This window comes from Streptomyces sp. NPDC055400, assembly GCF_053644375.1.
Genome location: NZ_JBSHLM010000005.1, coordinates 506,830 through 521,630, shown reverse-complemented (window position 1 = coordinate 521,630; position 14,801 = coordinate 506,830). Strand labels below are relative to the sequence as shown.

The 14,801-nt window shown below is 68.7% G+C and carries 11 protein-coding genes and 2 pseudogenes; 10 read left to right on the top strand and 3 right to left on the bottom strand.

The annotated features are described in order from the left end of the window. Positions 1-425 precede the first annotated feature (425 nt). The 4 genes and pseudogenes from moaA to ACWIGU_RS16520 all read left to right on the top strand — a co-directional run bounded on the left by moaA (position 426) and on the right by ACWIGU_RS16520 (position 4,330). Positions 426-1,403: a GTP 3',8-cyclase MoaA gene (gene moaA, locus ACWIGU_RS16535; protein ID WP_454401615.1), complete on the top strand. Its 978-nt coding sequence runs from the start codon at positions 426-428 to the stop codon at positions 1,401-1,403. Between the two features lie 121 nt (positions 1,404-1,524). Then, positions 1,525-1,602 (top strand): annotated as a pseudogene (locus ACWIGU_RS16530) (molybdenum cofactor biosynthesis protein MoaE); the annotation flags it as partial. 196 nt (positions 1,603-1,798) lie between these two features. Then, complete coding sequence (locus ACWIGU_RS16525) at positions 1,799-2,494, top strand: L,D-transpeptidase family protein (RefSeq protein WP_454401436.1); 696 nt, start codon at positions 1,799-1,801, stop codon at positions 2,492-2,494. A 99-nt stretch (positions 2,495-2,593) separates the two neighbouring features. After that, positions 2,594-4,330 (top strand): protein kinase domain-containing protein, encoded by a 1,737-nt coding sequence (locus tag ACWIGU_RS16520; protein ID WP_454401434.1) that lies wholly within the window; start codon positions 2,594-2,596, stop codon positions 4,328-4,330. 21 nt (positions 4,331-4,351) lie between these two features. Here the strand turns inward: ACWIGU_RS16520 and ACWIGU_RS16515 are convergent, their stop codons facing one another. Continuing rightward, positions 4,352-5,002: a TetR/AcrR family transcriptional regulator C-terminal domain-containing protein gene (locus ACWIGU_RS16515; RefSeq protein ID WP_454401432.1), complete on the bottom strand. Its 651-nt coding sequence runs from the start codon at positions 5,000-5,002 to the stop codon at positions 4,352-4,354. 39 nt (positions 5,003-5,041) lie between these two features. Here ACWIGU_RS16515 and ACWIGU_RS16510 point away from each other — a divergent pair, with 39 nt between their 5' ends. Then, on the top strand, positions 5,042-6,493 hold the full coding sequence (locus ACWIGU_RS16510; protein WP_454401430.1) for an FAD-dependent oxidoreductase: 1,452 nt from the start codon (positions 5,042-5,044) through the stop codon (positions 6,491-6,493). Here the strand turns inward: ACWIGU_RS16510 and ACWIGU_RS16505 are convergent. Beyond that, positions 6,490-7,275, bottom strand: a complete 786-nt coding sequence (locus tag ACWIGU_RS16505; protein WP_454401428.1) for an SAM-dependent methyltransferase — start codon at positions 7,273-7,275, stop codon at positions 6,490-6,492. The two genes, ACWIGU_RS16510 and ACWIGU_RS16505, sit on opposite strands and share 4 nt — an antisense overlap. A 123-nt stretch (positions 7,276-7,398) precedes the next feature. Next, entirely contained in the window at positions 7,399-8,544 is a 1,146-nt protein-coding gene (locus ACWIGU_RS16500) for a S1 family peptidase (protein ID WP_454401426.1), read from the bottom strand. A 274-nt stretch (positions 8,545-8,818) separates the two neighbouring features. Here ACWIGU_RS16500 and ACWIGU_RS16495 point away from each other — a divergent pair. From ACWIGU_RS16495 to ACWIGU_RS16475, 5 genes and pseudogenes are all read left to right on the top strand, one after another. Beyond that, positions 8,819-10,081, top strand: a pseudogene (locus tag ACWIGU_RS16495) (glycosyl hydrolase family 95 catalytic domain-containing protein); the annotation flags it as partial. Positions 10,082-10,309: 228 nt separating this feature from the next. Next, positions 10,310-11,077, top strand: a complete 768-nt coding sequence (locus ACWIGU_RS16490; protein WP_454401424.1) for an NPP1 family protein — start codon at positions 10,310-10,312, stop codon at positions 11,075-11,077. 641 nt (positions 11,078-11,718) lie between these two features. Next, the gene (locus tag ACWIGU_RS16485; RefSeq protein ID WP_454401423.1) at positions 11,719-12,285 is read left to right on the top strand and encodes a glycerol-3-phosphate responsive antiterminator; all 567 of its coding nucleotides are present in this window, start codon (positions 11,719-11,721) and stop codon (positions 12,283-12,285) included. A 261-nt stretch (positions 12,286-12,546) separates the two neighbouring features. Beyond that, positions 12,547-13,848 carry an MFS transporter gene (locus ACWIGU_RS16480; protein WP_454401421.1) on the top strand — a complete coding sequence of 434 codons (1,302 nt, stop codon included), beginning with the start codon at positions 12,547-12,549 and terminating at the stop codon, positions 13,846-13,848. A gap of 107 nt (positions 13,849-13,955) precedes the next feature. Beyond that, positions 13,956-14,732, top strand: coding sequence for an SDR family NAD(P)-dependent oxidoreductase (locus ACWIGU_RS16475; RefSeq protein ID WP_454401419.1), 777 nt, complete (start codon positions 13,956-13,958; stop codon positions 14,730-14,732). The last annotated feature ends 69 nt before the right edge of the window (positions 14,733-14,801 follow it).

The window sequence follows — 14,801 nt, the reverse complement described above, 5'->3', positions numbered from 1 at the left end:
ACTCATGCGCGCCGGATACGTTTACGCGTCATCGCCGCGAGAGAAGTTTCCTGCAATCCGCGTGGCACGTCAAAGAGGCAATTCCGATCGCCTGATAGGTACCGCTTATCAAGGCGCCTTCCCCTGTCCTGCCTGGGGTCTGAGGCGCGATAGCCCCGACCGATCATGCCATCGAGAACCCCTCTTTGACTTGAGGAAACCTTTCCATGATGATCGATAAGTGAGGAAAAGGTAGAGTGGGGAAAGCCTTCGGATTCCGGCCCCTGGATAATTCGCGAACCTTGGTCTCTAATGATTCACCAACCCCTGCTACCGGTATTTCATGGGAGGGCGCAACCGTGCTTGATCACAGCGACGAGCCGACCGGGACCGGTCGGTCCCGGCGCCACCGCGCGGAGCACCTTCCCGCCGTTCCGTCGCCCCTCGTGGACCGCTTCGGCCGGGTCCACCGGGACTTGCGGGTTTCGCTGACCGACCGCTGCAATCTGCGCTGCACCTACTGCATGCCGGCCGAGGGGCTGAACTGGCTGCCCCGTCCCGAAGTCCTCACCGACGACGAGGTCGTACGCCTGATCCGCGTCGGCACCGCGCGCCTCGGGATCACCGAGGTCCGGCTGACCGGCGGCGAGCCACTGCTGCGCAGGGGCCTGCCCGGCCTGGTGGCCCGCCTGTCCGCCCTGGACCCGGCTCCGGAACTGTCGATCACCACCAACGGCATAGGCCTGGCGCGCAGCGCCCACGCACTGCGGGCGGCCGGGCTCAGCCGGGTCAACGTCAGCCTCGACACGCTGCGCCCGGAGCGGTTCGCCGAGATCACCCGGCGCGACCGGATCAAGGACGTACTGGCCGGACTCGCGGCCGCCCGTGACGCGGGTCTGAACCCGGTGAAGATCAACGCGGTGCCGGTGCGGGGAGTCAACGACGACGAGATCGTCGACCTGACCGCGTTCGCGGCGGAGCGCGGGTACCACATGCGGTTCATCGAATCGATGCCCCTGGATGCGCAGGGAGCTTGGGACCGAGGCCGGATGGTCACGGCCGCGGAGGTCCTGGAGCGGCTCGGCGAGCGCTTCGAACTCGTGCCGGCCGGGCGGCAGGACAACGCGCCCGCGGAGGAGTGGCGGATCGCGGGCAGCGAGGCGCTGGTCGGTGTCATCGCCAGTGTCACGCGCCCGTTCTGCGGCACGTGCGACCGCGTGCGGCTGACGGCGGACGGGCAGTTGCGCAACTGCCTCTTCGCCACTGAGGAGTCCGACCTGCGGGCCCTGCTGCGAGGCGGCGCCGACGACGCGACGGTGGAAGCGGCCTGGCGGACCTCGGTCGGCCGCAAGGGCCCCGGCCACGCGATCAACAGCCCGGAGTTCCGCCGCCCGGAACGCCCGATGTCGGCCATCGGCGGCTGACGGGCCAGACCCCGAGAGCCTCCGAGGCAGACAAGAGACGGACAACAGGCAGACGAGAACGAAGGTGAGCTGGATGCGTAAACGGATCGAGGACGTCACGTCCGACCTCGACCTCGACCTCGATCTCAAGCACGAGGTCCGCATCGGGAAGCACCAGTTCTTCTCGGACGGCGACGAGGAGTGGGTCGGCGCCTGCTGACGCGCCGCCGCTGGTCCACGACAAGGCGGAGTGCCCATGTCACGCGGGGATGAAGTCCGCTCACCACCGAAGAACTCGGAATTGTCACCATTGGGTCCCAGCCCGGGCAGCGCCACAACCTGAGCGACCCGCGACGGGTCTACCTGGCAGAGAAACGCTTCGAGCGCATTGAGCGCCCTGCAAGGAGAGGCCCGCCATGGGGGACATACGCAGACGGGGAGCCGTCGTACTGGGGATCACCGGACTCGTCGCGCCGCTGACACTCGCGCTGGGCGCCGCGCCCGCGCAGGCCGCGAGCTGCACGACATCGACCGGTCCCTATCAGAAGCAGGTGGAGGGGTTCCTCGGCCGGCCGGTCGACGGAAAGCAGTCCGCCGCCGACTGCAAGGCTGTCCAGGCCTTCCAGAACAAGCACGGCATCAGCCCGAACATCGGCTACGCGGGGCCCGTCACGTGGGGCGTGATGGACCTGATGAACAAGCAGAAGGCCGTCGGCAGCAATCCCAACAAAGACGGCACATGCCCCGTCAACAAGGGGCGCATCGCCTGTGTGAACCTGACGCTGCAGCTCAGCTGGATCCAGGACGGCAAGAACCTCGTCTACGGGCCGGTGCCGGTCCGCACCGGCCGTAACGGCTACGAGACCCGCACGGGCCTGAAGAAGATCTACTGGCGGCACATCGACCACGTGTCGAGCATCTACAACGTGCCCATGCCCTACAGCCAGTTCTTCGACGGAGGCCAGGCCTTCCACTCGGTCGGCGTGAGCATGTGGAACCCGCCCGGCTCGCACGGCTGCGTGAACATGACGAGTACCACCGCGAAGAAGTACTGGTCCCTGCTGAAGACGGGTGACGACGTCTACGTCTACGGCCGCAAGCCGGGCACCTGAGCCCCGCGGGCGGCCGCGAGTTCCCCGCTGTTCCCATTCCCCTAGTCTTATGCCTTCCAGGTACGGGAATTGACGAACAGTCATAGAACGGAGCGTGCGGTGACGGCGGGGGAAAAGAACGGCAGCGAGCTGATCGGCAAGGTACTCGGGGGGCGCTACCGGGTCACCTCGATGATCGGGCGCGGTGGTATGGGGGTGGTCGCGCGGGCGGTGGACGAGCTGCTCAACAGAGAGGTCGCCGTCAAGATCCTCAGAGCGTTCACCGACTCCTCCGCGTCCGATCTGGCAGGTCTGCGGGTCCGCATGCAGCGGGAGGCGCAGGCCGCCGCCCGCATCCGCCACAGCGGAGTGGTCACGGTGCACGACGTGACCGAGGAGGACGGCCTGCCCGTCATCGTCATGGAGCTGGTCGACGGGCCCTCGCTCGACGACGTGCTCACCGAGCGCGGCGCGCTGGAGCCGCACGACGCGGCCGCGATCGGCGCCAGGCTGATGGACGCGCTCGACGCGGCGCACAAGGCGGGCGTGCTGCACCGGGACGTCAAGCCCGGCAACGTCCTGCTCGAAAACGGCGGCCGGGTCGTGCTCACCGACTTCGGCATAGCCAGCATGGAGGCCGCGGGCGACGACGCCATGGACAAGCTGACCCGCAGCGGTCAGCTCGTCGGCTCCCTCGACTACCTGCCCCCGGAGCGCGCCCAGGGCAAGGAGCCGGGCCCGGCGTCGGACATCTGGTCGCTCGGCATGACGCTGTACGCGGCCGTCGAGGGCACGTCACCGTTCCGCCGCACGTCGGTGTGGTCGACGCTGGCCGCGATCGTGACCGAGCCGCTGCCGGAGCCGGGGCGGGCGGGGGCGCTGGCGCCGGTGCTCAGGGCGCTGATGGCGAAGGACCCGGAGAGCCGGCCGGATGCGGGCCAGGCGCGGGAGATGCTGGAGCGGGTGGCGGCGGGCGGCACGGTGAGCTTCGGGCCTCCGGCGCAGGCCCAGCCCCAGGCTCCGTCCCCTTCCCCTGCGCCGAATGCGGCACAACACCCCCAGCCCGCGCCCGGGTTCGGTGCTCCCGCCACGCCCTGTCCTCAGCCTGCGAACGGCGGCGGCTACCCGACGCCGGGCCTGGCCGGCATGCTTCCCCAGTCCGGCGCACCCACCGTGGGGCGTGCGGCGAGCCGCGCCTCCGGCCGTGCCCGTCGCCGCAACCGCGCCGTCATCGCGTCGACGGCCGCGGCCGTGGTGCTCGCCGGTGGCGGCATCACGTACGCCCTCATGGGTACGGGCGACGACACGAAGTCGGACGAGGCTCGGACGGTGCCGACGCGCCCCGGTGCTTCGCAGGTCAGCGATCTGCCGAGCAGGGGCAGCATGGGCGGCGTCAAGAGGTCGCCGAGCGCCTCGCCGTCGGCAGGCTCGCAGGCGCCGTCGCGCACCCCGTCGCAGCAGCCGAGCGAGGCGGGGGGTGAGGACGGCACGGACAACGGCGGGGGACCGTCGGCGCGACCGAGCAGTGACGGCGGCGCCCCGGCCTCGCAGGCGCCTGCCCCTCCGACCCCCGAGCCGAGCCCGGTGTCGAAGAGTTGCGGCGGCTGGTCCCACCGCGACCCGAACCCGGGCACGTACGGCTACATGTCCGGCAGCTACCACATCGTGACCGGGCCGTACCAGACGTGCTCCTCCGTCGCTCTGGCCGAGAACGGCTCGAAGCTCTGGTACCACTGCTCGGTCGTCAACGCGTACGGCCACAACTGGACGTATGTGCGCGTGGCGGGCACGAACACGTCGGGCTGGATGTCCAACGACAACCTCACCAATCAGTCGGGGGCGTCGACGCGCTGCTGACCCCTCCCCGCCAGATGCGGCTCAGCCCATCCCGTACCGCGCCTCGATCCCCGCGATCACCAGGGCGAGACCGTCCTCGAAGTGCTGCTCGTAGTTCTCGAAGATCTCCGCGCCCGCCGCGGCCGACAGGGGGAAGTCGGCCATCCGGCGGGCGCGTTCGTCGATGTCGTACCCCTCGCGGCGCTCGCCCGGCACGGGTTGGACGCCCTGCTCCTCGGTGACGAAACCGAGGGTGTACATGTACGCGGTCGTGGTGGCCCGCACCGCCTGGGTGAGCGTGAACCCGGCACCGGTGAACAGGCTCAGAGTCCGCTCCATCTCGATCGCGTGCAGCGTGCCGGTGAAGCGTGAGCCGCTGAAGACCTTGGCGCCGTCGCGGTGGCTCAGGAGCGCGGTGCGCAGTCCGCGATTTGAGGTCAGCAGGCGCTCCCGCCAGGTGGCGTCGGGCGTGAGCGGATCGCTGGCCGTCATGCGGCGGTACATCTCCGTCGCCATCTCGTCCAGCAGCTCCTGCTTGTTCTTGAAGTGCCAGTAGAGCGCGGGCGCCTGGACGTTCAGCTCCTTGGCGATGGCCCGGAGCGTGAGGCCGTCGAGGCCGACGTCGTTGAGCAGGCGCAGCGCGGTGTCGACGACCTGCGTCTTGTCCAGCTTGGGGGATCTCTGGGTAGCCACGCTTGACAGTTTAACGCCGTTAAGCGCATGCTGCGCAGCATGGAACTTAACGACGTTAAGGAGCTAGCCGTGAACCCTAGTGCAGACGTGATCACGCACACCGAGGTCCTCGTCGTCGGTGCCGGGCCGACCGGGCTCGCCCTGGCCGTCGACCTGGCCCGGCGCGGGGTCGACGCCCTCGTCGTGGAGCGCGCCGACGCGCTCTTCCCCGGGTCGCGAGGCAAAGGCATCCAGCCGCGCACGAGGGAGGTCTTCCACGATCTGGGCGTGCTGGACGCGATCCACGCCGCCGGTGGCCCGTACCCGGTCGGGATGGTCTGGCAGGACGGCGCGCGGGTCGGCGAGCACAGGATGTACGACCCCGCGGAGGCGAGCGACGACTCCCCGTACACCGAGCCGTGGATGGTGCCGCAGTGGCGCACGCAGCAGATCCTGTTCGAGCGGCTCATGGAGCTCGGCGGCCGGGTGGAGTTCGGCCGGGAGCTGGTGGCGGTGCATCAGGACGCGGACACGGTGACCGCACACTTCGCCGCCGGCGACGCGGTCCGCGCCCGGTACGCCGTCGCGGCCGACGGAGGCCGCTCGACCGTGCGGCGCGCGCTGGGCATCGGCATGACCGGCGAGAGGGTCGACCCGCATCCGATGCTCGTGGCCGACGTGCGCATCACCGGCCTCGACCGCGACAACTGGCATGTGTTCCCGCCCCGCGAGGGGGGTGACGGCTTCCTCGCGATCTGCCCGCTCGCCGGGATCGAGGACTTCCAGGTGACCGCGCAGTTCCCCGAGGGAACGGTGCCCGACCTCTCCCTCGACGGCATCCGCAAGGTCGTCGCCGCGCGCTCCCATCTCGCGCCCGAGGACGTGACCGAAGTGCGCTGGGCCTCGGACTTCCGGCCGCGGGCCGCGCTCGCCGACCGCTTCCGCGCGGGGCGCGTCCTCCTGGCCGGGGACGCCGCGCACGTCCACTCGCCGGCCGGCGGCCAGGGGTTGAACACCAGCGTCCAGGACGCGTACAACCTGGGGTGGAAGCTGGGCGCGGTGCTGCGCCACGGCGCCCCGGAGTCCCTCGTCGAGACGTACGAGGAGGAGCGTCGCCCGGTCGCCGCGCACATGCTCGGCATTTCGACGGGCGTGCACCGCGGGGAGATCCGCCGCGGCGAGGCGACCCGCCAACTGGGCCTGGGCTACCGCGAATCGTCCCTCGCGGTGGACACCCGCACGACCACGGGGCCGGTCCGCGCGGGAGACCGGGCGCCGGACGGAACGGTGGACGGCGTCCGCCTCTTCGACACCTTCCGCGGCCCGCACTGGACGCTGCTCACGGTGGGCACGGACACCGGACTCCCTGAGCTCGGCGTCCCCACCGTCCGGATCCCGGCGTACGAGGCGTACGGCGCGGGCGTGTACCTGGTGCGGCCCGACGGCTACGTGGGGTGGGCGGGCGACACGGCCGACGGACTCGCCGAGTATGCACGGGAGTTGGGCCTCTAGGGCAGGCGAGCCACCCCGACGTAGAAGCCGCTCAGCTCCTCCTCGGGCGCGGGCGAGTCCTTGTACCACTGGGTCGCCGTCACCAGACCCGGATCCACCAGCTCAAGCCCCTCGAAGAACGGCTCGACCTCGGCCCGCGTACGCATCCGCAACGGGATCTCGCCCTGCCGGTACGTGTTCTTCACCGTCTTCGCGAGGTGCGGGTGCTCATCGGTGGTGCCGTGGGAGAACACGAAGTAACTGCCCGAGGGCAGCGCGTCGATGAGCGTCCGCGCGAGTGCGTACGGGTCCTCCTCGTCGGTGATGAAGTGCATCAGGGCGACCATCGACAGCGCGACGGGCCGGGTGAAGTCCAGGAACGTACGGGCGTGGTCGAGGATGACCTCGGGCTGACGGACGTCTGCCTCGATGTAGCCGGTCGCCCCCTCTGGAGTGCTGACCAGCAGCGCCTGAGCGTGCCGCAGCACAATGGGGTCGTTGTCGGTGTACGCGACCCGCGCCGACGGCAGGATGCCTTGCACGATCTGGTGCAGGTTCGGCTTCGTCGGGATGCCCGTGCCGACGTCGAGGAACTGGTCGATGCCCTTGCCTGCCAGCCAGGCCGCCGCACGGTGCATGAACGCGCGGTTGCGCCGGGCGTTGAGGCGGGACTCCGGAGGCAGTTTCTCCGCCACTTCCTGATCGACCGGATAGTTGTCCTTGCCGCCCAGCAGCCAGTCGTAGACACGCGCCGGATGGGCCCTGCTCGTGTCGATGCGGCTTCGGGAGGACTGTGCCGTCATGCGTGACTCCAGCGTCATCTCGGTTGTGGGGACGGCCGGTTGGGCGTCGGGCAGGCGGGACCCGGTACGGCGGAGGCGGCACCTCCGACGCCGTACCGGGCCCGGCTCCTCTCAGTACGTCGGTCAGGCCGTGGTCAGGGTAAGACCGTACCTGTTCAGGATCTCGTTGATCGGCTGGTACCAGGTCTCACCGCCGCCGGAGCAGTCGCCCCAGCCGCCCGAGGTGACACCCTGGGCCTGGTCGCCGCTGATGAACGAGCCGCCGGAGTCGCCCGGTTCGGCGCACACGTTCGTCTTGGTCATCTCGTGCACCGCGCCCTGGCTGTAGTTCACGGTCTCGTTCTTGGCCAGCACATTGCCGCAGTGCCAGTGCGAGGTGGAGCCCGAGCGGCAGATGGACGCGCCGATCGGGGCCTCGGCCGAGCCGCGCACCAGCTGGTCCGGGACAGTGCCCCAGCCGAGGACCACGGGGACGGTCCACCAGCCGCTGCCCACGTTGACCCAGGCGTAGTCGTTGTCCGGGAACGACGACCCCTGGAAGTTGCCGATGTACGAACCGTCCCAGCCGTTCACCGCGGCGCCGGCGCCGCTGCAGTGGCCGGCCGTGACGAATCCGCCGTTCACCGAGAAGCCGATCGAGCAGCGGACGTTGCCCGTGTAGTAGGGGTCGCCCCCGACCGTGCCGGCGGCGAGGGTGCGGGGTGCGTGGGCCGTCTTCTCGACGGTGACGGGGCCGGCCTCGCGGGCCTGCGCGAGGAAGTTCTTGACATCGTTGTCGCCCTGCCGTCCGGCCAGGGTCTCGATCACGATCCGGTTGGACGCCAGATCGACGTGCCAACTCGTCACGCCCTTGGGTGCCTTGAGGGCGTCGATGCGTTCCTTGGCCGCGTCGAGCTGCTTGGCGCTGTACTTCACCAGCTTGGCCTCGGCGCCCGTCGACCGTACGGCCGCGGCCTTGTTCCGGTCGGTGACGGCCACGGTCAGGAGTCCGCTCTCCGGAGTGAACCAGGCGCCGCCGTAGGACGATCCGGCGGCTCGCCGTGCCCTTCCTTCGACGGCCGTGGCCTGCTTCTCCGCGCTCAGCCGAGCCTCGGCCTGGCTCTTGGTGAGGCCGAAGTCGCGCTGCATGGCGGCGAGCATGGACCCGGAGGCCGGTGCCTTCTCGTCCGCGGGGGTGGCGGCACCGGCGGGGGCCGGCAGGAACCCGGCGGACACTCCGGCGACCAGTAACGCGGACAGGGCGATACGCAGGGATTTCGTGCGTCTCATGGGGTTGGCCCTTCGTTGTTCCAGCATCGTGGGGGTGGAACAGCAAAGCCTGGGAGCGCTCCCAGGAAATGCCCGTGGGGAGCCTACCGAAGGATCATGGGCAGGTCCATGCCAATGCGACTGCTGATGCGCCCTGCTCAGGCCGGACTGGTGTGGGGCCCAGTCCTCCGTCTCACGGATCAAGTGGGCGGCCGCGCTGGACCAGTCGCCGGGCGGCAGGTCGAGGTGCGTTCCGCACTCGGTGAGTACGGCGGCATGGTGCACCGCTCCCGTGAGGCGCGCTCTGAACACCTGGGAGCGCATCAAGGCACGCACCAGGGACGGGCGGCCCGACCCCGAACTGGAGGCCGCCTACCTGCAGTTCGGGCGGTATCTGATGATCTCCGGGTCCCGGGGAAGCCTGCCGCTCAACCTTCAGGGGCTGTGGCTCGACGGCAACGACCCCGACTGGATGGGCGACTACCACACCGACATCAACATCCAGATGAACTACTGGATGGCCGACCGGGCCGGCCTGCCGCAGTGCTTCGACGCCCTCACCGACTACTGCCTCGCCCAGCTGCCGTCCTGGACCGAACTCACCCACACCCTCTTCAACGACCCGCGCAACCGCTACCGCAACTCCAGCGGAAAGGTCGCGGGCTGGACCGTCGGTATCTCGACCAACGTCCACGGCGGGATGGGCTGGTGGTGGCATCCGGCGGGCAACGCATGGCTGTGCAACACGCTCTGGGAGCACTACGAATTCACGTACTCCTCCTCCCACTTGGCGAGGATCTACCCGCTCCTCAAGGGTGCTTGTGAGTTCTGGGAGGCCCGGCTCATCACCTCGACGGTCACCGACCCGGACACCGGCGCCGAGGAAGAGGTGCTCATCGCCTACAGCGACTGGTCGCCGGAACACGGCCCGCTGGACGCCAAGGGCATCACGTACGCCCAGGAGCTGGTGCGGTCCCTGTTCGCCAACTACCGCACCGCATCTGAGATGTTGAACAAGGACGTCGCGTACGCCGACAAGATGGCCGCCCTCCAGAAGCGGCTGTACCTGCCGCGAGTGAGCCCCAAGACGGGCTGGCTGGAGGAGTGGATGTCTCCCGACAACCTCGGGGAGGCAACTCATCGGCATCTGTCCCCGCTGGTCGGACTCTTCCCCGGAGACCGCATCCGCCCGGACGACTCCACCCCGGCGGCCCTGCTCGACGGCGCCACCGCCCTGCTCACCGCCCGTGGCACACAGAGCTTCGGCTGGGCCAACGCCTGGCGCAGCCTGTGCTGGGCGAGGCTCAAGAACGCGGACAGGGCCTACGAGGTGTTCCTGAACAACCTCAAGCCGTCGACCGGCGGGAGTAACGGCACCGCCCCGAACCTCTTCGACATCTACGAGGTGGAGAAGGGCCGCGGCGTCGTCCAGATCGATGCCAACTTCGGCACTCCTGCCGCGGCGATCGAGATGCTCCTGTACTCCCGGCCGGGCCATCTGGAACTCCCCCCTGCTCTCCCGGAGGCGTGGTCGAAGTCCGGGGCGGTCACCGGCATCCGTTCTTCGACGGCGGCGACCACTTGCACCCCAATGACAAGGGCATGCAGGCGATGGCCGACTCCGTCAACGTCCGGGATCTGACGGCCTGTTGACGACGGCACCGACTCTTCATCACTGCGCCACACAGTTGGGGTTCGCCGGGCCACTGAGGCGCGGATGATGACGAGGGCATGCCAGATTCGGTCGCACGTGTCCCACACCCCCACGGTTCATCAGGAGGACGCAGTGAAGAAGAGCTCGCGGATCCGCAGAGCGGCACTCACGCTCGGCAGCGCCGTCGCGCTGGTCATCGTTTTCCCGGGCATCGCGCTCGCGGACCCGCCCCCGGCGCTGCCCGCCAACGCGGACGGCCTGGAGCAGACGTTCCAGCCGGCCTACGACTACGACGGTGACGGCTGCTACCCGACGCCCGCCATCGGCCCCGACGGCACCATCAACCCCGGCCTCAACCCGTCCGGGGCCGTCAACGGCCAGTGCCACGACTCCTGGGACCTCGACAGCACCAACGGATACTCCCGCTCCAAGTGCAACAACGGCTGGTGCGCCATCATGTACGGCCTGTACTTCGAGAAGGACCAGGCCGTCGCGGGCAGCGGTCTCGGCGGGCACCGCAACGACTGGGAGCACGTCGTGGTGTGGGTGCAGGACAACGAGGCCAAGTACGTCTCCACCTCGGCGCACGGCAACTTCAATGTCTACGGCCGTGACCAGATCCGCTGGGACGGCACCCACCCCAAGGCCGTCTACCACAAGGACGGCCTGGGCACGCACTGCTTCCGCCCCGCGACAGCCAACGACGAGCCGCCGGAGAACCACCGCCACACCTGGCAGTTCCCGACGCTCGTCGGCTGGAACGGCTACCCCTCGGGCCTGCGGGAGAAGCTCAGCCAGGCCGACTTCGGCAGCGCCGTCTTCGGCCTCAAGGACGGCAACTTCACCTACCACCTCGAGAAGGCCGAGCCGGCCGGCATACCGTTCGACCCCAACGCCTGAGCGGACGGCGGGAAACAGGTTGGGCCGGACGGCGGCCCGTCGGTAACGTGCCGCGCGGGCCGTGACGTCGTGCGAGGAGGTGAGACCCATGAACGCTGTATCTGTATGGGTGCTCCCCTCCTCGCCACGGTGGGGCGGCTGACGTAGGTCTCGCCGGGAGCGCCTCCTCCACAAGGCACTCCCGAAGGGCCATACCTATGAACTCTGTTCAATTCACCGCGCAGACATCGTCGAACGGTGTCGTGGAGCGCGACTTCACCGTGGGTGAGGTCACCGGCGCGCTCTGGTCACCGGCGCGCTCTGGTCGCCGGCGCGCTCTGGTCGCCGGCCCCCGGCTCCGACCGCGCGCCGCTCGTGCAGATGTGCCACGGCGGCGGCAACCACAGGAAGTCACCGGCCATGACCGGCCGGGCCCAGCGGCTCGTGGCGGGCGGAGGCTTCCACGTCGACTTCTTCGTCCGGCATCTAAGTGGGGCGCTCGCGTCGCGGACGTGACCTGAGCTGAGGGCAGCGGCGTCGTCCGGGCGCCGCTGCCCACCGGTGGACCCAGGGGGAGGTGGCGGGTCCCGGCGCCGGGAAGTTACCCTGCGCTGCGGCGCTGATCGGCGGAGATTGGCCGCCGATCCCCTGGGAGGTCATTCGTGGACGTGTCACTTCCGGTCCTCCTGGAGGACCACCCGGTTGTCGCCAGTGTCATCGACGACGACGGGCTGCGCGCCGTCATGGACTCCGAGTGCAAGGTCGTCTTCCTGCTCTACGGGTCCCTGCTGAACCTCCCCGCGATCGTGCGGCAGCTCAAGGACAGCGGCAAGGTCGTCCTGGTCAATGTGGACCTGCTCGAAGGGTTCAGCGGCAAGGACATAGTGGTGCGGTACGTGAAGGAGCACACCTCCGCCGACGGTGTGCTCAGCTCCAAGGCACACATGGTGCGCGCCGCCCGCGAGGTCGGCCTGTTCGCCGTTCACCGCTTCTTCCTCATCGACTCGAAGTCGTACCGCAATCTCGCGCCGCAGGTTCGCCAGTCCAAGGCCGACTGTGTGGAGATCCTGCCGGGCTGTATGCCGCGGGTCATCTCGTGGGCCGTGCAGGACATCGAGGTGCCTCTCATCGCGGGCGGGCTCGTGTGCGACCGCGAGGATGTGTTCGCCGCGCTGAAGGCAGGAGCCGCGGCCATAGCCTCGTCGAATCGTGACGTGTGGGCCATGTAGGCGTCCGGTCGTGGAGGCGTCCGGCCGTGTAAGGGAATGTGACGCCTGACTCTATTGACACTGCCGATCGGCCCTGCCTAGCATGGCGAACGCACCCGGAGTTCATTTCATGGCCACGGGCGCGACAATCAAATAAAGGTTCCGGCCTCGCGCCGGGACAGTTACTAGAGACCAGAGAACAGTAACCTCCGAACACCGGAGTTTGCTGTTCTTTTTTTGTGCCCATTTCCTGTCCACGACGAGGTGGCTGCGGTGATCCGGATGAACAAGGCCCATAAGTGGCTGAGCTTCCTCGCGCTCTCCATGACCGGCGGAATCATTTTCCAGGTCGCCTACATCAGGTTCGTGTACCTCGAACCCACCTATACGGCGCTGAATATCGGATCGCAGCAGTACGGGAACATCATCTCGGCTTTCGGTGCCGTGGCCATCGTCATGTATTTCTTCGGCGGCTGGTTCTCCGACAAGTTCTCGCCGAAACTCCTCATCGTGATTTCGCTCGTCGGAATGGGAATCGCGGACATGTATCTCGCCACCGTTCCCGGCTTCTGGGGAATCGTGGCGGCGCACATCCTGATGGCCGTCGTCGGCATGGGCCTGTACTGGTCCGCGCTGGTGAAGTCGATCAGCATGCTCGGCGACTCCGGCGAGCAGGGCCGGCTCTTCGGCTTCCTCGAAGGCACCCGCGGCATCGTCTCGACGGCCATCGGCTTCATCGGCACGGCGGTCGTCTCCGCCTCCGTCGTGCCCGCGCACGGCGTCCTCACGCTGATCCGGATCTACGGAGTGCTGAGCTTCGTCTTCGCCGCGATCGTGTGGTTCGTCGTCCGCGAGGACAGGACGCGGCTCGCCGGGCTCGACTCGGCGACCGTCACCCTCAAGCAGCTCCTCGCCGCCGCCCGCAACCGGTACACCTGGCTCATCGGCGGCACCGCCATGCTCATGTACTGCTTCTACACGACGCTCGGCTACTTCTCGCCGCTGCTCCAGGACAACTACGGCCTCTCCGCATCCATGATCGCCGTCATCGGGGTCGTGCGGTCCTACGTCTTCCAGTTCGTCGCCGGACCCGCGGGCGGCGTCGTCGTGGACAAGGTGACGCGCTCCTCCGCGGTTTTCCTGCGCTGGATGTTCGCCGGCAGCGCGGCGCTCGCAGCACTCTTCCTCGTACTGCCGCGCACCACCGCGCTCGCCTGGCTCGCGCTCGTGATGATGTTCGTCCTGTGCGCACTGGTCTTCGCCTCGCGCGGCGTCTACTGGTCCACGGTCGGCGAGGTGGAGGTGCCTGAGCAGGAGCGTGGGGGTGTCATCGGGCTCGCCTCCGGCATCGCGTACCTGCCGGACGCGTTCCTGCCATCCCTGTGCGCCTGGTGGATCGGCGACGCCTCGGCGAGCCCGAAGGTGCCCGAACAGGGGGGCGGCTACAGCGCGCTGTTCGTCTTCCTGCTCGCGGCCGCACTGCTCGGTCTGGTGATGACGACACTCACCGCCCGCACCCGCCGGCGCGAACTCGCCGCCCGGCACCCGGCCCCCGTCAGCGACCGCGTGCCGGCAGGGGTGTGATCGCCGGGTCCTTCGACTCACCGCCCCGAACGCGTAGAACGTATCCATACAAAGCTTCAGAAGTCTCTTCAAGAGTCACGAAGAGTAAGAAGATCGGCAGGCATCACATGGACATCACGGACTTCTCCCGGGACTTCTTTTCCCTCGACGGGAAGAACGCGATCGTCACCGGCGGCAACACCGGCCTCGGTCAGGCGTTCTCCCTCGCCCTCGCCAAGGCGGGCGCCAACGTCCTCGTCCCGGCGCTTGCCGACGACGGCGGCGAGACGCGCAAGCTGATCGAGGCCGAGGGCCGGCGCATGGAGTTCCTCGAGGCCGACATCACCGGCGTCGGCGTGCCCCGGCGGGTCGTCGAGACGTGCGTGGACACCCTCGGGTCGGTCGACATCCTCGTGAACTCGGCGGGCATCTGCAATCTCGCTTCCGTCGAGGAGTTCGACCGCGCGGCGTGGGACCCGATGCTGGCCGTGAACCTCACCGCGCCCTTCGAACTCGCCCACGAGGCAACGAAGTTCATGATCCCGCAGCGCTCGGGAAAGATCATCAACATCGCCTCCCTGTTCTCCTTCCTGGGCGGCCGGATGTCCCCCGCGTACGCCGCCACCAAGCACGGCATCGCCGGCTTCACCAAGGCGTACTGCGACGAGCTCGCCCAGCACAACATCCAGGTCAACGCGATCGCCCCGGGCTACTTCGCCACGAAGATCACCGAGGCGACACGCGCCGACGAGGAGACCAACCAGCGCGTCCTCGACCACATCCCGGCCGGCCGCTGGGGCGATGTCGCCGACCTCATGGGTGCCACCGTCTTCCTCGCCAGCCGCGCCGCCGACTACGTCAACGGCCATGTCCTGACCGTCGACGGCGGCTATCTCGTCCGCTGACCCCGACCCGACACCCGCTTCTCCCTCACCCCCACACGTACACACACGCGTACAAAGAAGGTTGATCCA